Origin of the sequence: Bradyrhizobium sp. RT6a, from assembly GCF_040547675.1 — a bacterium.
Taxonomy (GTDB): domain Bacteria; phylum Pseudomonadota; class Alphaproteobacteria; order Rhizobiales; family Xanthobacteraceae; genus Bradyrhizobium.
The window spans coordinates 1,218,184-1,236,577 of sequence record NZ_JBEPQC010000001.1 but is presented as its reverse complement, the minus strand read 5'-3'; the positions used below and the strand labels follow the sequence as shown (position 1 = coordinate 1,236,577).

Annotated in this window: 14 protein-coding genes and 1 pseudogene; 5 read left to right on the top strand and 10 right to left on the bottom strand. The window is 63.8% G+C overall.

The window, feature by feature from the left end:
• Nucleotides 1–64: 64 nt before the first annotated feature.
• Complete coding sequence (gene hpnO / locus ABIC03_RS05970; protein WP_007608097.1) at nucleotides 65–1,456, top strand: aminobacteriohopanetriol synthase HpnO; 1,392 nt, start codon at nucleotides 65–67, stop codon at nucleotides 1,454–1,456.
• A 9-nt stretch (nucleotides 1,457–1,465) separates the two neighbouring features.
• Here hpnO and ABIC03_RS05965 read toward each other — a convergent pair whose 3' ends face one another.
• The 7 genes and pseudogenes from ABIC03_RS05965 to ABIC03_RS05935 form a co-directional block, all read right to left on the bottom strand.
• Entirely contained in the window at nucleotides 1,466–1,771 is a 306-nt protein-coding gene (locus ABIC03_RS05965; RefSeq protein ID WP_354056317.1) for a HigA family addiction module antitoxin, read from the bottom strand.
• A 12-nt stretch (nucleotides 1,772–1,783) separates the two neighbouring features.
• A pseudogene (locus tag ABIC03_RS05960) lies at nucleotides 1,784–2,065 on the bottom strand (type II toxin-antitoxin system RelE/ParE family toxin).
• A 69-nt stretch (nucleotides 2,066–2,134) separates the two neighbouring features.
• Nucleotides 2,135–2,896 carry an anti-sigma factor family protein gene (locus ABIC03_RS05955; RefSeq protein ID WP_354056315.1) on the bottom strand — a complete coding sequence of 254 codons (762 nt, stop codon included), beginning with the start codon at nucleotides 2,894–2,896 and terminating at the stop codon, nucleotides 2,135–2,137.
• The gene (locus ABIC03_RS05950) at nucleotides 2,893–3,441 is read right to left on the bottom strand and encodes a sigma-70 family RNA polymerase sigma factor (RefSeq protein ID WP_354056313.1); all 549 of its coding nucleotides are present in this window, start codon (nucleotides 3,439–3,441) and stop codon (nucleotides 2,893–2,895) included. The genes ABIC03_RS05955 and ABIC03_RS05950 overlap by 4 nt, the downstream gene beginning before the upstream one ends.
• 157 nt (nucleotides 3,442–3,598) lie before the next feature.
• A complete protein-coding gene (locus ABIC03_RS05945) occupies nucleotides 3,599–3,934 on the bottom strand; it encodes a cupredoxin domain-containing protein (protein WP_354056311.1) in 336 nt (111 codons plus the stop codon).
• Between the two features lie 24 nt (nucleotides 3,935–3,958).
• Nucleotides 3,959–4,903 carry a metallophosphoesterase family protein gene (locus tag ABIC03_RS05940; protein ID WP_354056309.1) on the bottom strand — a complete coding sequence of 315 codons (945 nt, stop codon included), beginning with the start codon at nucleotides 4,901–4,903 and terminating at the stop codon, nucleotides 3,959–3,961.
• A 185-nt stretch (nucleotides 4,904–5,088) separates the two neighbouring features.
• Nucleotides 5,089–6,708: a GMC family oxidoreductase gene (locus tag ABIC03_RS05935; protein ID WP_354056307.1), complete on the bottom strand. Its 1,620-nt coding sequence runs from the start codon at nucleotides 6,706–6,708 to the stop codon at nucleotides 5,089–5,091.
• Between the two features lie 201 nt (nucleotides 6,709–6,909).
• Here ABIC03_RS05935 and ABIC03_RS05930 point away from each other — a divergent pair, with 201 nt between their 5' ends.
• The gene (locus tag ABIC03_RS05930) at nucleotides 6,910–8,082 is read left to right on the top strand and encodes a M20 aminoacylase family protein (RefSeq protein ID WP_354056305.1); all 1,173 of its coding nucleotides are present in this window, start codon (nucleotides 6,910–6,912) and stop codon (nucleotides 8,080–8,082) included.
• A 75-nt stretch (nucleotides 8,083–8,157) separates the two neighbouring features.
• Here ABIC03_RS05930 and ABIC03_RS05925 read toward each other — a convergent pair whose 3' ends face one another.
• The 3 genes from ABIC03_RS05925 to ABIC03_RS05915 form a co-directional block, all read right to left on the bottom strand.
• Nucleotides 8,158–9,786, bottom strand: a complete 1,629-nt coding sequence (locus ABIC03_RS05925) for an inorganic phosphate transporter (RefSeq protein WP_354056303.1) — start codon at nucleotides 9,784–9,786, stop codon at nucleotides 8,158–8,160.
• Between the two features lie 97 nt (nucleotides 9,787–9,883).
• A complete protein-coding gene (locus ABIC03_RS05920) occupies nucleotides 9,884–11,326 on the bottom strand; it encodes a UdgX family uracil-DNA binding protein (protein ID WP_354056301.1) in 1,443 nt (480 codons plus the stop codon).
• Nucleotides 11,326–12,561 (bottom strand): putative DNA modification/repair radical SAM protein, encoded by a 1,236-nt coding sequence (locus ABIC03_RS05915; RefSeq protein ID WP_354056299.1) that lies wholly within the window; start codon nucleotides 12,559–12,561, stop codon nucleotides 11,326–11,328. Before ABIC03_RS05915 ends, ABIC03_RS05920 begins: the two co-directional genes overlap by 1 nt.
• Before the next feature lie 162 nt (nucleotides 12,562–12,723).
• Here ABIC03_RS05915 and ABIC03_RS05910 point away from each other — a divergent pair, with 162 nt between their 5' ends.
• From ABIC03_RS05910 to ABIC03_RS05900, 3 genes are read left to right on the top strand one after another with little or no spacing between them, the layout of a single operon-like run.
• Nucleotides 12,724–13,512 carry an ImuA family protein gene (locus ABIC03_RS05910; RefSeq protein ID WP_354056297.1) on the top strand — a complete coding sequence of 263 codons (789 nt, stop codon included), beginning with the start codon at nucleotides 12,724–12,726 and terminating at the stop codon, nucleotides 13,510–13,512.
• Complete coding sequence (locus ABIC03_RS05905; protein ID WP_354056295.1) at nucleotides 13,409–15,001, top strand: Y-family DNA polymerase; 1,593 nt, start codon at nucleotides 13,409–13,411, stop codon at nucleotides 14,999–15,001. Before ABIC03_RS05910 ends, ABIC03_RS05905 begins: the two co-directional genes overlap by 104 nt.
• A complete protein-coding gene (locus ABIC03_RS05900) occupies nucleotides 14,998–18,366 on the top strand; it encodes an error-prone DNA polymerase (RefSeq protein ID WP_354056293.1) in 3,369 nt (1,122 codons plus the stop codon). Before ABIC03_RS05905 ends, ABIC03_RS05900 begins: the two co-directional genes overlap by 4 nt.
• Nucleotides 18,367–18,394: the final 28 nt, after the last annotated feature.

The window sequence follows — 18,394 nt, the reverse complement described above, 5'->3', positions numbered from 1 at the left end:
GACCGTTTTTGGCAACGGTCCGTTTTCAGTTGACGAGACGGCCCTCAACCGAAGTATGTAGCGGATGCACAGCCCAAATCCAGACATGTCTCAGCTGTTCGCGGACCGCCAGGCCCAGCGCAGCGCCCTGCATAATCGGCATCTGAACGAGCAGTTCGTTCGGGTTCTGAAGACCATCGGCTACGATGTCGGCTTCCAGAAGGGGCAGGGACAGTACCTCTACGACCGCGACGGGGCTCGCTATCTCGACCTCTTGTCCGGTTTTGGCGTGTTTGCGATCGGGCGCAATCATCCTGTCATGCGCGAGGCGCTCAAGAGCGTTCTCGATGCCGACCTGCCCAACCTCGTCCAGTTCGACGTCTCGGTGCTCGCTGGCGTGCTCGCCGAGCGGCTTTTGAAGTACGTCCCCTATCTCGACAAGGCGTTCTTCGCCAATTCCGGCGCCGAATGCGTCGAAGCGGCGATCAAGTTCGCCCGCGGCGCCACCGGCCGTCCGGGCATCGTCTATTGTGCCCACGGCTATCACGGCCTGACCTATGGCGCGCTGTCGCTGACGGGCGATTCGAACTTCCGCACCGGCTTCGAGCCGCTGCTGCCGGGTTGCACCTCGATCCCGTTCAACGATCTCGCCGCGCTCGAAAAGGCGCTGGCCTCGCGCGAGGTGGCGGCCTTCGTCGTCGAGCCGATCCAGGGCAAGGGCGTCAACATGCCCACCGACGAGTTCCTGCCGGGTGCGGCCGCGCTCTGCAAGAAATACGGCACGCTGTTCGTTGCCGACGAGATCCAGACCGGCATGGGCCGCACCGGCCGCTTCCTCGCGGTCGAGCACTGGAACGTCGAGCCCGACATGGTGCTGCTGTCGAAGTCGCTGTCCGGCGGCCATGTGCCGGTCGGCGCGGTGCTGACGCGCAAGAGCATCTTCGACAAGATCTTCAACCAGATGGACCGTGCAGTGGTGCACGGCTCAACCTTCTCCAAGAACGACCTGGCGATGGCCGCGGGCATCGCCACCCTCGACGTCATGGAGTCCGAGAAGCTGATCGAGTCCGCCGCCAAGCGCGGTGCCGAGCTGCGCCTCGCGCTCACGCGCATGGTGCCCGGCTACGAGCTGTTGAAGGAAGTCCGCGGCAAGGGCCTGATGATCGGCGTCGAGTTCGGCCCGCCGAAATCGCTGCGACTGCGGGCGTCCTGGAACGTGCTGGAGGCGGCCAACAAGGGCCTGTTCTGCCAGCTCATCACCGTGCCGCTGTTCAAGGACCACAAGATCCTCACGCAAGTCGCCGGCCACGGCAGCCACACCATCAAGCTGTTGCCGCCGCTCACCATCACCGAGGAAGATTGCGGCTGGATCGAGCGGGCCTTTGACGACGTCATCGCGGGCAGCCACAAGGTCCCCGGCGCGATCTGGTCGCTCGGCAAGACGCTGGTGGACAACGCGGTGAGGCGATCGGCGTAACCTGATCCCTCAGGCCGCCTTGGGCTTGTTCACAGTCTCGATGCGGTCGAGAGCCTTCCCGATATCGCGTTTGGCGATCTGGATATCGTAATCGTTCTGGAGATTGAGCCATAGCTCGGCGGTCGTGCCGAGCGCTTTGGCAAGCCGAAGCGCGGTGTCAGCGGTGATTCCGGTCTGCTCACTCGCAATCCGCTCAATACGCGTACGCGGCAGGCCGCATGTCTTGGCGAGCGCGCCTGCCGACATTTCCAGCGGGCTCAGGAATTCTTCCCGAAGAACCTCACCAGGATGCATGGGCTTGAGTTTCTTGGCCATCGTCGCATTCTCCTAGTGATAATCCACGATCTCGACCTGAACGGGACCTTGTGATGTCCAGACGAAGCACACTCGGAACTGGTCGTTGATCCTGATCGAGTGCTGTCACTTGCGATCGCCCGTGAGGGCTTCAAGGCGATTTCCGGGTGGTGCCCTCAAATCGCTGAGTTCGCCCGCAGCGTGAAGATAGCGCAATTTCCGGCGAGCAACCTTCACCAGGTCCGCCGGAAAGCGTTTCGGGCTTTCGCCGTTAAAGACCGCTTCAGTCGTTTTATCTCGAAACGTCCTGATCACTCTGGCACTGTATCATTGGTTGATACATGCGCAAGGGATTTGTATCAATTTCTGATACGACTCTAGGGGTTACCCTTCCACATTCGCCTTCATCGCCGCCTCGAACTTGTCGACGAACTCGGCGAGCTCGTCTGCGCCGAGATCGCTGACGGCCCAGAAGCTCAGGCCGCGATTGCCCCAGCGCCGGCAGTTGAAGCCCTGCATGGTCTCGGTCTTGGGCGCGCGGTATTCCGCGTTCGATGTCTGCGACACGAACAGATTGACCACGTGCTGCCGGCGCTTGTAGATGACCGCACCGATGGCGCGTGCGTCGATATAGTCGAGCCTGCCGCCGACCAGCGTAAAACCTTGTGCGGTGAGGTCGATCACGGGCGGGGCGACGTCGAGCTTGCCGTTGAACCAGGGCTTCACCGTGTGCTGGTCGGTCGAGAGCACGTCGATGAGGTGGCCGGCCTGGAGCGAGCGCAGATGCGCGGAGACGACCTCCGACAGGATGCGCTGCTGGTCGTCCTGGCGCAGCACCAATGCGACAACGCCGGATGCGGCGAGCGCGGAGACTGCCGAGCCCATCGCAAAGCCGCGCAGCACGGAGCGGCGGCTCGGCTGTTGACGCTGCGGCAGCGAGGCCTCGATACGCGCACGCAGGCTCGCCGGCGCGGTGTAGCGCAAATTGGCGTCCGCGAGCACGCGCTGCATCTCGCGCTGTGCCGAAAGCTCCGCAGCGCAGGCCGGGCAGCCGGCGATATGGGCTTCGACCTCGCGCGCATGGCCGGCATCGAGCTCGTTATCGAGCAGCGCGTGAAGCAGGATCCTTGCTTCGTCGCAGGTCATCTTGCTTGCTCCTCATCCGCCGTCCAGGCCGCGCGCAGCATGGCGCGCGCGCGGGCGAGGCGGGACATCACGGTGCCGACGGGTGCACCGACGGCCTCGGCGATTTCACGATAGGACAGGTTGTTGATCTCCCGCAGCACGAATGTTTCCTTGAACGGTTCGGCGAGCGCGTCGATCAGCTTGCGGATCGCGCCCGCATCGCGGCTGCGCAGCACTTCGGTTTCCGGGCTGGCCTCGGTCTCCTGCCAGATCGGCGTCTGCTCGGCAGCGCCGGGGGTATCCTCGATCGCGCCGTGCCTGTGCGCGCGGCGTGCATATTCGGCATTGCAGACGTTACGCAGGATCGCGAATAGCCAGGGCTTCATTGCCGGCCCGCGATAGCTGTCGAAATGCTTCAGCGCGCGCAGATAGCACTCCTGCACCGCGTCCTCTGCATCGGAGGCGTCACGCAAGAGATAGCGCGCGAGCGTGTAGACGTCGTCGAGATGGGGCAGCGCCGCCTCGCGGAAGCGTTGCGCCTTCTGCAAATCGTCGTTGGCGGGCATCGCTCCTCGCTTTGCCTCTTGTTCTGCTCGTTGATTCGTTTCGTCGCTCTTCGCTTCGTCCCTGTTCGTCTCGTCCGTGTGTGTGACCGAAGGCACATGAGCCCGGCCGGCGTGGGACCACCGGCCGGGCAAGACGTTGATGCCTTGGTTCGAGATGTTACTCAACCTTGATCATCCCCGTCATGTGCGGGTGCAGAGAACAAAAATATTTGTATTCGCCCGCATTGGTGAAGGTGAACGAAAACTTGTCGTCAGTGTCCAGGGTCTTGGACCTGAATTTGCCGGCCGACACCACGGTGTGAGGGATGTCGTCCCGGTTGGTCCAGGTCACGGTGGTGCCGACCTTGATCTTGAGCTCGGCCGGCTGGAAGACGAAATTGTCGATATGCACCTCCATGTCTTCGGCATGGGCGGTTGTGGCGGGTAACAGCATGGCCGCGGCCAAAGCGAGACCGAAGGCGCCACCGAAGTCGCGGCGATTGAGAGTCTTCATCTGTCAGTTTCCGTTCGCCCTGCATCAACCCTGGAGCGGCGTGTCGATGATCGCGAGCCGCTGCTCGTTCTGCTTGAAGTTGATGCTGGCAACGCCGAGCATCGCGCGGAGCTTTGCATCCTCGACCTTCATCGGTCCGGGCGAGGGGGCAGCTCCCGGCGCCGGCTGCGGGAAGGCGGTCGAGCGCGCGGTATGGAACGTGACGTTGCCCTCGACCTTCTGCATCACCTGGTGAATGTGGCCGTTCAGCACGGTGACCGAACCAAAACTTTTCACCTGTTCCAGCGCGCGGGCGCCGTCCTCAGTGCCCCAGCCCCATTCGGGGTAGACGGTCCAGAGCGGGATGTGGGCGAACAGCACGATCGGCGTCGATTTCGACTTGCCGCGCAGGTCGTCCTCGAGCCAGGCCAGCTGCTCGGCGCCGAGATTGCCGAGGCCTCCGGCCTTGAGGTCGACGACATTGACGAGGCCGATGAAGTGCACGCCGCCGGCGTCGAACGAATACCAGCCTGCGCCCTTGGTGCCGCGGCCGTAGCGCTCGCGATAGAACTTCACCTCCTCGTCGAGGAAGTCATGCTCGCCGGGCACGTAGTGCACGTCGAGCTTGCTCTGCGAGATGATGCGGTCGGCATTGTCGAACTCGGCGGCCTTGGAGAGATGCGTGATGTCGCCAGTGTGGATCATGAACGACGGCTTGACCGGCATCGCGTTGATCTTGTTGACGGCTTCCTCCAGCGTGCCGAGCGCGTTGGGATTGGCCGGCTTGTCGAAGCCGACATGGCTGTCGCTGATCTGGAGGAAGGTCATTCCGGGCGCGGCCGCGGTCGCGGCTTGCGCGGAATCGATGATGCCGAGCGAGCGGGGGACGCCACCGGTGATGGTCCAGAGCACCCCAGTGCCGGCCCAGGTCATGCATTCCAACACCTTGCGGCGGCTTAAGCCGTCCTCGCCGTGATCGTGTTCGCTCATCGCGCTGCTCCACTTCGCCCGGAATTGGGCTTCGGGGAGGTGATTGGGGGAGTGGGGTTGTTATTCCCGGACGCGATGACGTTTTCGTGAGGTGGTTGGACGCGTAGCCCGTATGGAGCGTAACGGAATACGGGACTAATCGAGCGTCCTCCCGGATTTCGTTACGCCCCATCGGGGCTACGCATTCACTTCGCGTCCTCCAAAATCATCGTCGCACCCTTCTCGGCGATCATCGCAGTCGGTGTGTTGGTGTTGCCCGATGTGATGGTCGGCATGATTGACGCATCGACAATGCGAAGGCCGTCTAGGCCGTAGAAGCGCAGGCGTTCGTCGACCACCGCCATCGGATCGCTCACCGCGCCCATCTTCGCGGTGCCGACGGGATGGAAGATGGTGGTGCCAATGTCGCCGACGGCCTTCGCGAGCGAGGCATCGTCGTCGCCGACGGCAGGGCCGGGCAGATATTCGCTCGGGCGATATTTTGCGAGCGCCTTCTGCTGCATCAGGCGGCGGGTGGTGCGGATGGCGTCGGCGCCGACCTGGCGGTCGTCATCCGTTGAAAGGTAATTCGGCGCGATGATCGGCTTCTCGTCCCGCGCCGCCGAACGCAGACGTACGGTGCCGCGCGATGTCGGCTGGAGATTGCAGGCGCTCACCGTGATCGCGGGGAAGCGGTGCAGAGGATCGCCGAACTTGTCGAGCGATAGCGGCTGCACGTGGAACTGGATGTTGGCGCGTGCGCGCGTCGCATCGGAGCGGGTGAAGATGCCGAGCTGCGACGGCGCCATCGTCAGCGGCCCGCGACGGCGGAAGGCGTAGTCGAGGCCCATCAAGCCGCGTCGAACCAGATTGTAATAGGTCTCGTTCAATGTGCGCACGCCCTCGACCTTGTAGATCGCGCGCTGCTGGAGATGATCCTGCAAATTGCGACCGATGCCGGGCTTGTCCATCACGATGTCGATGCCGAGCGGGGACAGCCAGTCGGCGGGCCCGATGCCGGAGCGATGCAGCACCTGCACCGAGCCGATCGCGCCTGCCGAGAGGACTACCTCGCGTTTCGCACGCGCTTCGATGATCTCGCCATTCTGGATGAAGCGCACGCCGACAGCGCGGCCCTGCTCAATGATCAGACGATCAACAAGCACATGTTTTTCGAGCCGTAGGTTCGGGCGGTTCAGAACCGGCTTGAGAAAGCCACGCGCCGACGACCAGCGCCTGCCGCGCTTCTGATTGACGTGGAAATAGCTGGTGCCTTCGTTGTCGCCGGTATTGAAATCCGGGATACGCTTGATGCCCATCTCTTCGGCCGCATCGCCCACCGCATCGAGGACGTCCCAGGACAGCCGCGGCGCCTCGATGCGCCAGCCGCCCCCGGTGCCATGATGCTCGCTCGCGCCGAGAAAGTGATCCTCGAGCCGCTTGAACAGCGGCAGCACGTCGTCATAACCCCAGCCGGTCATGCCGAGCTGGCGCCAGTGATCGTAATCGGCGGCCTGTCCCCGCATCGAGATCATGGCGTTGATCGCCGACGAGCCGCCGATCACCTTGCCACGGGGATAGGCGAGCGAGCGGCCGTTCAGGCCGGGCTCGGCCTCGGTCCTGAACATCCAGTCCGAGCGCGGATTGCCGATGGCGAAGAGATAGCCGACGGGAATGTGGAACCAGATCCAGTTGTCGTCGCCGCCCGCTTCGAGGACGAGGACGCGATTGCTGGAATTGGCCGACAGCCGGTTGGCGACGATGCAGCCGGCCGTGCCAGCCCCAACGACAATGTAGTCAAACTCACCTTCGAGCCGCCTTGGCATTCTGCTTCCACCCAATAGGAGTCATGCCCGGGCTTGTCCCGGGCATCCACGCGCTTTCCGTTCTAATAGTCAGACGTGGATGGCCGGGACAAGCCCGGCCATGACGAGAGGACAGAGCTACCCCAGACTCCCCGCCAGTTGGGTGGACTGGTGCTTGCATGGTAGACAGGCCTGCATTTTCAACAAAGCTTGAGACCCTCCATGCCCATCGTGAACCGCGTCGCCGACCTTCAACCCGATATTCAGGCCTGGCGCCGGGACATCCACCAGCATCCGGAGCTGCTCTACGACGTCCACCGCACCGCAGCATTCGTCGCGGACCGCCTGCGCGAATTCGGCTGCGATGAGGTCGTGACCGGCATCGGCCAGACCGGCGTGGTCGGCGTGATCAAGGGCAGCAAGCCGGCCGGCGAGGGCCTCAAGACCATCGGCCTGCGCGCCGATATGGATGCGCTCCCGGTCGAGGAGCAGACCAACCTGCCTTACGCGTCGAAGACTCCCGGCAAGATGCACGCCTGCGGCCATGACGGCCACACCGCGATGCTGCTCGGTGCTGCCCGTTATCTCGCCGAAACCCGCAACTTCGCCGGCGATGCGGTGGTGATCTTCCAGCCGGCCGAGGAGGGTGGCGCCGGCGGCTTGGCGATGGTCAAGGACGGAATGATGGAGCGCTTCGGCATCGAGCAGGTCTACGGCATGCACAACGGCCCGGGCATTCCGGTGGGCTCGTTCGCGATCCGGCCGGGTCCGATCATGGCAGCGACCGACGAGGTCGATATCATGATCGAGGGTCTCGGCGGCCATGCCGCGCGGCCGCACAAATGTGTCGACTCCGTTCTGGTCGGCGCGCAGGTGATCACGGCGCTGCAGTCGATCGTCGCGCGCAGCGTCGATCCGCTGGAATCGGCCGTGATCTCGATCTGCGAGTTCCACGCGGGCAATGCCCGCAATGTTATTCCGCAAACCGCGACACTGAGGGGCACCATCCGCACGCTGTCGCCGGAGGTGCGCAAGCTGGTCGAGAAGCGCGTGCACGAGGTTGTCGCGGGCGTGGCGCAGATCACCGGGGCCAAGATTGATCTGCACTACAAGCGGAATTATCCCGTGGTGAACAATCACGCCGCGGAGACCGAGATCGCGCGTCGCATCGCGGGGCAAGTTGCGGGCGAGGCCAACGTGCTCGAGATGCCGCCGCTGATGGGCGGCGAGGATTTCGCCTATATGCTTGAAGCGCGCCCCGGCGCCTTCATCTTCTGCGGTAACGGCGACAGTGCCGGCCTGCATCACCCCGCCTACAATTTCGATGACGAGGCGATCGTTTACGGCACGTCGTACTGGGTCAAGCTGGTCGAGCAATCGCTCGCGGCATCGTAAGGTCAAGCCGAAAGCACACATGAAAAGGGCCCGTGCACCGCACGGGCCCTTTGTCTTCCGAGCGACGTGATCGGCTCAGAAGATCCGCGAGAAGATCACGTACAGCGTGCCCGACAACAGGATGGCGACGGGCAAGGTCAGCACCCAGGCCATCACCATGTTCCTGATGGTGGCGACCTGAAGACCCGAACCGTTCGCGGCCATGGTGCCGGCGACGCCGGACGACAGCACGTGGGTAGTCGAGACCGGCAGGCCGAACACGTCGGCGGCGCCGATCGTGGCGGCGGCGACGAGCTCGGCGGAAGCGCCCTGCGCGTAGGTGAGGTGAGTCTTGCCGATCTTCTCACCGACGGTCACGACGATGCGCTTCCAGCCGATCATGGTGCCGAGGCCGAGCGCGATGGCGACCGCGACCTTCACCCAGGTCGGGATGAACTTGGTCGCGCTGTCGAGTCCGCCCTTGTAGGCGTTCAAGGTCGCGACCTCTTGCTTGCTGAGGTCGTTTTCCTTGTCCTTCATCAGGAAGCGGATCGCTTCCGAGGTCAGGTACATGTCGTTGCGGGTGTTGCCGACGACTTCCGCCGGCACCTTGTTCAGCGAACCGTATTTCGCGACCTGCTCGCCGACATCCTTCACCAGCACTGAGAGCGAAGGATAGGTGCCTTCGCTGATGTGATGCGAGGTGACGTACTGCGTCACCGCAGGACGGGGATCGCCGATGATCGCATGGCCGGCGCCCTTGGCCGCAACCACCTTGGAGGCCGATTCCGAGATCTTCGCGAACTGGGCGACTTGCGACTCCGGCAATGCGCGGTTGAGCGCATAGGCCGTCGGCACGGTACCGATCAGGATCAGCATGATCAGGCCCATGCCCTTCTGGCCGTCGTTCGAACCGTGGGCGAAGCTGACACCGGTGCAGGTCAGGATCAGCAGGCCGCGAATCCAGATCGGCGGAGCTTTGTTACCCTCAGGGGCGGCATAGAGCGCCGGGTTCTTGACGATCAGCTTGAGCAGCAGCAGCAGGCCGGCGGCGCAGACGAAGCCGACCAGCGGCGACAGCAGGAGCGCATAGCCGATCTCCGTGGCCTTGCCCCAGTCCACGCCCGAGGTGCCGTCGCGGCCGCGCATCAGCGCGTTTGCGACGCCGACGCCGATGATCGAGCCGATCAGCGTGTGCGAGGAGGAGGCCGGCAGGCCGAAATACCAGGTGCCGAGGTTCCAAAGGATTGCGGCGATCAGTAGCGCGAACACCATCGCGAAACCGGCGCTGGAGCCGACCTGAAGGATCAGCTCGACCGGCAGCAGCGAGACGATGCCGAAGGCCACGGCGCCGGACGAGAGCAGCACGCCGAGGAAGTTGAAGAAGCCCGACCACATCACCGCGACTTCGGCCGGCAGCGAATGAGTGTAGATCACGGTCGCTACCGCGTTGGCGGTGTCGTGGAAGCCGTTGACGAATTCGAAGCCCAGCGCGATCAGCAGCGCGACAAACAAGAGAATGTAGGGCAGGTAGCTCGTGACCCGCGTGCCGGTCGCATCGACATCCGAATAGATGCTGTAGGCCACATAGAGCAGACCCGCGGCGAGGATGCCGAAGAACAGGATCATCGTCAGCGGATTGAAGCCCTTGTCGAGATTTGGCCGCGAGGCCGGCTGGATCGGCGCGGGATCGGCTACCGCGCGGTCGAATGCTACATCGGTCATGTCAGGACGCCCCTTAACTTTCAGGTAAGGGTATTGTCCGCGATGGATTTGAAGGCTGGATGACAAGCAGCGGTTGAAAGCCGATTTCCGCCGCTATTTACGCCGCCCGCGCGGCTTTCTTCTGCAACCCGGCGACGATCTTCAGGTCTTCGACAAAGCGCTGATATTCCAGCACCTTGGCTTCCGGATCGGGCAACCGCAGCAGATAGGACGGGTGCACCGTCACCAGCGCCTTGTGACCGTCGGGAAGGTCGATCAGCCGGCCGCGGGTCTTGCCGATCGGCGTGATCTTGCCGAACACGCTCTGCGCGGCGGTCGCGCCCATCGCGACGATGAGATCGGGCTGGATGACGGAGACTTCCCGCTCATACCACTGTCGGCAGGCCTTTATCTCCGGCGTATTCGGCTTCTGATGCAGGCGGATCTTGCCGCGCGGCACGAATTTGAAGTGTTTCACCGCGTTGGTGACATAGACCTTCTTGCGGTCGACGCCGGCCTCCTGCAGTGCCCGGTCGAGCATCTGGCCGGCCGGACCGACGAAGGGATGGCCGGCGAGGTCTTCCTTGTCGCCGGGCTGTTCGCCGACCAGCATGATGTTGGCGGACTTCGGGCCTTCGCCGAACACGGTCTGCGTCGCGTCCTTGTAGAGATGGCACGCGCGGCAGTGGGCGGCCTCCTCGCGGAGCGCTTCGAGATCGTTGGCAGCGGTCTTGCGTTTCATCGGAGCCTCCGGCCGCTTTTGAGGCTTGTGCGGATCGGTTGCGGCATTGGCGATCATGGCGCCGGTCATGCGTTCGGCGTCCTCGATCAAGGGCTTAATGATCGAAGCCTCGGGCAGGTTCCTCCAATATTTCTTCGGCATCTCCGTCTGCATCGCCTTCACTTTCAGGCGGGCCGGATTGAAGATGCTGGCATAGTAACGCCGCCAGGTTTCCTCCAGCCGGTCTTCGCTCGGCGCCTCGCTCTTGCTGACGCCTGATGTGAACGAGAGCGCGTGGCCATCCCAATGCGCGCACAAATCCGGCGTCAGGATCGACCAGGGCATGTCGGCAAAGCGCTTGGCGAAGAACGGCGCGGCGAGCTCGACGATATGATGCTCCGGCTCGAACCAGGCGACGTAGTGTGCTTCGCGTTCCCTGCCGATTTCGCGGAAGCGCACGAAGGCATGCATCTTGTGCTCGTCGCGGTAGATCGCCTTTGCCATGGCCGTGACTTGCGCGACATCGACATCGGTCGCGACCTCGATGAGGTCGTGATTGTCCTTCAGCCGAGACAACAGGCGATAGAGGATCGCGAAGCGCTCGGGATCGCGATGCAGGATCGCGGCCTTGGCGAGCTCGACGAATTTTGCAGGCACGTTGAAGGTGCCGTCGCCGCCGGCCGGCAGCGGAGACGGCGAGGGCGGCGCGAACAGCTCCGCTTCGCCGCCCCACACGGCCCAGGTGATGTCGGCCGGCTTCACCTGGTGAAGCACGAGGCTACGCGCGGCTTTGCGCCAGCCATCGAAATCGGTTTCGTTCTCGAGGGTGATGTACTGCATCAGAAGCCAAATCCCAGTTGCGTTGCCTTCGGCTTGAACCGTTCGATCAGCCGTGCCTCATCGAGACGATGCGGCGTGGGTTGGTGATCGCTGAGGACGATGAACGGCAGCGCTTTATTCCGAGGCACATGCAGCCGCGCGAGATCGGCGACACGGATGGTGGTCGTGCGGCGCGCCGCGATGATGCGCTCGACCGCTTTGGTGCCGAAGCCCGGCACGCGCAACAATTCCTCGCGGCTGGCGCGGTTGACGTCGAGCGGGAAGCGGTCGCGGTGGCGCAGCGCCCAGGCGAGTTTTGGATCGATGTCGAGCGGCAGCATCGCGCTGTCGTCGACGATCTCGCCGACGTCGAAGCCGTAGAACCGCATCAGCCAGTCGGCCTGGTAGAGTCGGTGCTCGCGCAGCAAGGGCGGCGCGCGCAGAGGCAGCGCGCGACTGGCGTCGGGGATTGGGCTGAACGCGGAATAATAGACGCGCCTCAGCCGGTATGAACCGTAGAGATTGGCGCTGGTGTGAAGGATGGTGTGGTCGGAGGCCGCGTCGGCGCCGACGATCATCTGCGTGCTTTGGCCAGCCGGCGCGAAGCGCTGCGGCTTGGCTTTCGTCTTCGCGCTGCGGCTTTCCTCGGCCTCGTCCAACTTCAGCCGCAGCCGGCCCATGGTACGGCGGATCGCGCGCACGTCCTTCTCGGGCGCGAATTGCTGCAGGCTCGTCTCCTGCGCCATCTCGATGTTGATGGAGAGACGGTCGGCATATTTGCCGGCCTCGGAGATCAATGCATCGTCAGCCTCGGGGATCGTCTTGAGATGGATGTAGCCGCGGAAGTGATGCTCCTCCCGTAGTTTGCGCGCGACGCTCACCACCTGCTCCATGGTGTAGTCGGGGTTGCGGATGATGCCGGAGGAGAGAAACAGCCCTTCGATGTAATTGCGCCGGTAGAAGTCGAGCGTCAGCTTGACCACTTCGTCGACAGTGAAGCGGGCACGCGGTACGTTGGAGGAGGCCCTGTTGACGCAATAGAGGCAGTCGTAATTGCAGGCGTTGGTCAGCAGCACCTTGAGCAGCGAGATACAGCGGCCGTCCGGCGCGTAGGAATGGCAGATACCCATACCGGGCGCGGTCGAGCCCATGCCCTTGCCGTCGCTGGAATCCCGCCGCTCGGTGCCGCTGGAGGCGCAGGACGCATCATACTTGGCGGCGTCCGCCAGGATTTCCAGCTTGCGTTGCACGTCCATATTGGAATCCCTTTGATTCAACTCATGAATCCCGAGGCCCGCCAATTCGATTGACTCCCGGGGCGTCGTTAGCTTTATATTAGAACATATCATGAACAAATGAGCTAGCCGCTGGTTCTCTTTTTGAGAGCCACCGGCAATCACCCTTGAGGAGCGGCGACCATGAGCGGCGCACGCATCAGCGCGCTTGCAGCCTTGCGCGGCCAGATCGAGCGCATCGAGACGGCGGAGGTCATGCATCATCGCGACCGTGTCGCGCTCGGCCATCGCGAGGCCGACAGCGCGCTGAAGGGCGGGCTCGCGCGCGCGGCAATCCACGAGGTATTTTGCGAAGGACGTCAGGGCGCGGCCGCGACCGGCTTTGTCACCGGACTTGCGGGGCGCGTAACGGCGCGCAAACCGCTGCTGTGGGTGCGGCAGGATTTTTCGGAAATTGAAACCGGTGCGCTGTCGATGAGCGGGCTCGCCGAGATCGGTCTCGATCCGCGCCGCATGGTGATGGTACGCGCCGCCGACGTGGAGAGTGCGCTGCGCACGTCGGCCGATGCGCTCGCCTGCGACGCGCTGGGCGCGGTCGTGCTCGAGCTCTGGGGTGAGACCAGGCAGTTCGATCTCGTGGCGAGCCGCAAGCTGACGCTGGCTGCGCAATCTTCCGGTGTCACCGGTTTGCTGCTGCGGATGGCCGCGCAACCCTTGCCCTCGACCGCCGAGACCAGATGGATGCTTCGCGCGGCGCATTCGCCGCCGGGCGTGATGTGGAGTGCCTGGGGCGCGCCGCGCTTCGATGCCGAGCTCCTGCGCAATCGTCATGGCCCGTGCGGCCGGTGGATCATGGAATGGAAATGTGATGAGTGCCAGTTCTCTGAATCGTCGGCGTATCCTCAGCCTGTGGCTGCCGCGCCTGCCCATCGATCGGATCCAGCGGTTCTTCGGCAACGTCGGACTGCATAAAAACAATGAGCCCAGCATCGTCGTTGCCAAGGACAGCAACGCGCTGGTGATCCATGCGCTGGACGAGGCGGCCGAGCGCCTCGGTCTGCATATCGGCCAGCCTCTGGCCAATGCCAGGGCGATGTGTCCGGATCTAAGGGTGTTCGACGCCGATGCCGTGGCCGATGCCAAGACGATCAGCGACATCGCCGACTGGTGCGACCGCTTCACGCCGCTGGTGGCGCTCGATCCGCCGCACGGGCTGTTCCTCGACATCACCGGCTGCGCGCATCTGTTCGGCGGCGAGGCTGCGCTGTTGCAAACCCTTGTCCGTGCCCTCGACCGCCAGGGCTTTGTCGTCAGCGCGGCGATCGCCGGCACCTCGGTCTGCGCGCGTACGCTGACGCGGCAATCTTCAAGGACCATCGTTGCCGATGGTGGGGAGGCGGCGGCAATCAGCCGATTTCCGGTGTCCGCGCTTGGTGCGGGTGAGGCCATCAGCACCGGCCTGCGACGCGCCGGCCTGAAGACCATCGGCGATGTCGCCTCGCGCACGCCGAGCGAAATCACGGCGCGGTTCGGCGCACGGTTCTCCACGCTGCTCGCGCATGCGCTGGGGCAGGGCGATGCGCCGATCAATCCACGAAAGCCGCTGCCCGATTACATCGTGGAGAAACGCTTTGCCGAGCCGATCGCGACCGACACCATGATCGCGATGACGCTGTCGCGCCTCGCGGACACGTTGATCGCGTCGATGGAGAAGCAGGGCAAGGGCGCGCGCCGGCTGGTGGCCACCTTCTTCCGCACCGACGGCGCGGTGCGTGCCATCATGGTCGAGACCGGACGTCCCGTGACGCAAAGCAAAGTCATCGACCGGCTGTTCCGCGAGCGTCTCGATGCACTCGCCGATCCCCTCGATCCCGGCTTCGGCTTCGACATGGTTCGGCTGTCGGCAAGCCGCACCGAGATCGTGGTGCAGGAGCAGCGCGATCTCGACGCCCATGTCCACGACAATGACGAGCTTGCCGCGCTGATAGACCGCATCGCCGCGCGCATCGGCGGAAAGCGCGTCGTCGTGCATCTGCCTGAGGATACCCATATCCCCGAATGTGCGGTGCTGGCCGCGCCTGCCCAGCATCATCTCGCCGTGGCGATGCAGGCCGAATGGCCCGCGCGCACCGAGACCGAGCCGCCATTGCGTCCGTTGCGGCTGTTCGACAAGCCTGAGCCGATCAATGTGCCGTTCGCGACCGTGCCCGACGGGCCGCCGCATCAATTCACCTGGCGCCGCGCGCAGCATGCGGTGGTGCGGGTGGAAGGCCCCGAGCGCATCGCCATGGAATGGTGGCGGCAGGACGGCAAGCAACTGACGCGGGACTATTTCCGCATCGAGGATGCCGAGGGCCTTCGCTTCTGGATCTTTCGCGACGGTCTTTACGAGGGGGAGTGCTTCGACCGCGACGGCAAGCCCGTTCCTCCCGGTTGGTATGTGCACGGTCTCTTCGCATGAACACGCCCGCCTATGCCGAGATCGGCATCACTACGAATTTCTCCTTCCTGCGCGGCGGGTCGGATCCGCGCGACTATGTGCACCAGGCCGGCAAACTCGGCATTCCCGTGATCGGCATCGCCGACCACAACACGCTCGCCGGCGTGGTGCGGGCCTACAAGGAACTCGACAATGACGAGGTGCTGCACAAGCCAAAACTGCTGATCGGCACGCGCATCGTCTTCATCGATGGTACGCCCGATATTCTGGTCTATCCGCGCGACCGCGCCGCCTATGGCCGGCTGTGCCAGCTTCTCACCAGGGGCAAGCGCGGCGACGACATCACGCGGATCGCGAAGGGTGAGTGCCATCTCACCTTCGCCGATCTCCTTGCGTTTGCCGAAGGCCAGCTCCTGATCCTGACGCTGCCGCATCGTTTCGATGCGGCGCAAGCGCAGGACATCCTCGCCAGGCTGAAGGCAAGTCGCGCCGAGGGCGTGTGGCTGGCGGCGAGCCTGGTCTATCGCGGCGACGACCGCCGCCGCCTCGCGCAGCTCGATGATCTCGCCTCAAAAGCAAAAGTGCCGCTGCTCGCGACCAACGAGGTGCTTTATCACCATCCCGCGCGCCGTCCTCTGCAGGACGTGCTGACCTGCATCCGGGAGAAAAACACGATCGAGGCGGTCGGCCGGAGGCTGGAAGCCAATGCAGAACGATTTCTGAAGACGCCCAGGGAGATGGCGCGGCTGTTCCGCGATTTTCCCGAGGCTATCGCGGAGACCATGCGCTTTGCGGACAAGATCACCTTCTCGCTCGATCAGCTCAAATACCAGTATCCGGATGAGCCGGTGCCGCCGGGGAAGACCGCGCAGGGGCATCTGGAGGATCTGACCTGGGCCGGTGTCGACAAATATTTCGGCGGCAAGATCGACGACAAGCTGCGCGCCACCCTGAAGAAAGAACTCGCGCTGATCGCCGAGCTGAAATACGCGCATTACTTCCTCACCGTGCACGACATCGTGCATTACGCCCGCAGCCAGAACATTTTATGCCAAGGGCGGGGATCGGCGGCGAATTCGGCGGTCTGCTACGTACTGGGCATCACATCGGTCGACCCGACTAAGGTCGATCTGCTGTTCGAGCGCTTCATCTCCAAGGAGCGGCTAGAGCCGCCCGACATCGACGTTGATTTCGAGCATTCGCGGCGCGAGGAGGTGATGCAATATGTCTATCGGCGTTACGGCCGCCATCGCGCCGCGATCATCGCCACCGTCATTCATTATCGCCCGCGCAGCGCCATCCGCGACGTCGGCAAGGCGCTGGGCCTGACCGAGGACGTCACCGCCGCACTCGCCGACACCGTCTGGGGAAGCTGGGGCAAGGGCCTCAACGACATGCAGGTCAGACAGGCCGGCCTCGATCCGCAAAATTCCATGATCAACCTCGCGGTCGAACTCGCGACCGAGCTGATCGAATTCCCGCGTCATCTGTCCCAGCATGTCGGCGGCTATGTGCTCACGCAAGACCGGCTCGACACCTATGTGCCGATCGGCAATGCCGGGATGGATGATCGCACCTTCATCGAATGGGACAAGGACGATGTCGACGCGCTCAGCATGATGAAGGTCGACGTGCTCGCGCTGGGCATGCTGACCTGCATCCGCAAGTGCTTTGATCTGATCGAACAGCACAAGGGCGAACGCTGGATGCTGGCGAGCGTCCCGCAGGACGATCCCAAGGTTTACGACATGCTGTGTGAAGGGGAATCGCTCGGCGTCTTCCAGGTCGAGAGCCGCGCGCAGATGAACATGCTGCCGCGCCTGAAGCCACGGACCTTCTACGATCTCGTGATCGAAGTCGCGATCGTGCGGCCGGGGCCGATCCAGGGCGACATGGTGCATCCCTATTTGCGACGGCGGAACGGCTTGGAAAAAGTGAACTATCCATCGCCGTCACCGGAGCATGGCGACAAGGACGAGCTTTACAGAGTGCTGCACAAGACACTCGGCGTGCCCTTGTTCCAGGAACAGGCGATGCGGATCGCGATCGAAGCCGCGAAGTTCACGGCCGAGGAGGCCAACGGCCTGCGCCGTGCGATGGCGACGTTCCGCAATGTCGGCACCATCGGCAAGTTCGAAGACAAGATGATCGGCAACATGATCGCGCGCGGCTATGCGCCTGATTTTGCCAGAAACTGTTTCGAACAGATCAAGGGTTTTGGCAGTTACGGCTTTCCGGAGAGCCATGCCGCAAGCTTCGCGCAGCTTGTCTACATCTCCTCATGGCTGAAGCATTATCACCCTGATGCATTCTGCTGCGGCCTCCTGAACTCGCAGCCGATGGGCTTTTACGCCCCGGCGCAGATCGTCAGCGACGCTCGCAAGAACGGCGTCGAGGTGCGCGATATCGACGTGTCCTACAGCTTTGCGCAGAACACGCTGGAAGAAGGACGTGGCAAGTATTGCGCCGTGCGCCTGGGCTTCCGCCAGATCGACGGTTTCCATTGGCTCGATGAAGATGAGGAAAGGCTGAAAAGAGGCGCGCCTCGGAATGAAAATGTGGAGAGAGCGCCCGACTGGGCCGACCGCATCGTCGTCGCCCGCAACCGCCGGCCCTTCACCTCTCTGGAAGACTTCGCGCGCGACACCGGACTGCCCAAGCGCGCGCTGATCCTGCTGGCGGATGCCGACGCGTTCCGTTCGCTCGGGCTCGACCGCCGCGAGGCGCTGTGGCAGGTGCGGCGCCTGCCCGACGACGTGCCGCTGCCGCTGTTCGAGGTGGCCACCGCACGCGAGCAGCCGGACGAGCACGCCAGTCCGTTGCCGGTGATGCCGCGTGCCGAACAGGTGGTCGCGGACTACCAGACCATTCGCCTTTCGCTCAAAGGCCATCCGGTGGAATTTTTGCGCGAGATGTTTACGCGCGAGCGCATCGTCGCCTGCAAGGACATCAATCATGACAACGAGCGGCGCCGCGTCCGCTGTGCCGGCGTCGTGCTGGTACGGCAGCGGCCGGGCAGCGCCAGCGGCGTCGTGTTCATGACACTGGAGGACGAAACCGGCATCGCCAATGTCGTGGTGTGGCCGAAGATCATGGAGCAGTACCGGAAGGAAGTGATGGGCGCGCGCCTCATCCTGGTCGAGGGCTACATCCAGAGCAGCCCAGAAAAGGTGACGCACCTTATCGCCCAGCGCATGGTCGACCGCTCGCACGATCTGGTCGGCCTTGCCAACGACGCCCTCGGTCGCAAGCATCCGGTGCCGGCAGGCGCCGCCCCGATCGAGCCGCTCAACGACGATCCCCGGGCGCATCCGGATGCGCCCGCGCAAAAACTCCGCCACCCCCGCAACGTCCGCATCCTGCCGCCGTCGCGGGATTTTCATTGAGGGTGTGGGCCGCGCCCCTCTCGCACCG

Excerpts from the sequence above, each read along its gene's own strand:
- hpnO (WP_007608097.1), top strand. The coding sequence starts at position 65 with ATGCACAGCCCAAATCCAGACATGTCTCAGCTGTTCGCGGACCGCCAG.
- ABIC03_RS05965 (WP_354056317.1), bottom strand. The coding sequence starts at position 1,771 with ATGGCCAAGAAACTCAAGCCCATGCATCCTGGTGAGGTTCTTCGGGAA.
- ABIC03_RS05955 (WP_354056315.1), bottom strand. The coding sequence starts at position 2,896 with ATGACCTGCGACGAAGCAAGGATCCTGCTTCACGCGCTGCTCGATAAC.
- ABIC03_RS05950 (WP_354056313.1), bottom strand. The coding sequence starts at position 3,441 with ATGCCCGCCAACGACGATTTGCAGAAGGCGCAACGCTTCCGCGAGGCG.
- ABIC03_RS05945 (WP_354056311.1), bottom strand. The coding sequence starts at position 3,934 with ATGAAGACTCTCAATCGCCGCGACTTCGGTGGCGCCTTCGGTCTCGCT.
- ABIC03_RS05940 (WP_354056309.1), bottom strand. The coding sequence starts at position 4,903 with ATGAGCGAACACGATCACGGCGAGGACGGCTTAAGCCGCCGCAAGGTG.
- ABIC03_RS05935 (WP_354056307.1), bottom strand. The coding sequence starts at position 6,708 with ATGCCAAGGCGGCTCGAAGGTGAGTTTGACTACATTGTCGTTGGGGCT.
- ABIC03_RS05930 (WP_354056305.1), top strand. The coding sequence starts at position 6,910 with ATGCCCATCGTGAACCGCGTCGCCGACCTTCAACCCGATATTCAGGCC.
- ABIC03_RS05925 (WP_354056303.1), bottom strand. The coding sequence starts at position 9,786 with ATGACCGATGTAGCATTCGACCGCGCGGTAGCCGATCCCGCGCCGATC.
- ABIC03_RS05920 (WP_354056301.1), bottom strand. The coding sequence starts at position 11,326 with ATGCAGTACATCACCCTCGAGAACGAAACCGATTTCGATGGCTGGCGC.
- ABIC03_RS05915 (WP_354056299.1), bottom strand. The coding sequence starts at position 12,561 with ATGGACGTGCAACGCAAGCTGGAAATCCTGGCGGACGCCGCCAAGTAT.
- ABIC03_RS05910 (WP_354056297.1), top strand. The coding sequence starts at position 12,724 with ATGAGCGGCGCACGCATCAGCGCGCTTGCAGCCTTGCGCGGCCAGATC.
- ABIC03_RS05905 (WP_354056295.1), top strand. The coding sequence starts at position 13,409 with ATGAGTGCCAGTTCTCTGAATCGTCGGCGTATCCTCAGCCTGTGGCTG.
- ABIC03_RS05900 (WP_354056293.1), top strand. The coding sequence starts at position 14,998 with ATGAACACGCCCGCCTATGCCGAGATCGGCATCACTACGAATTTCTCC.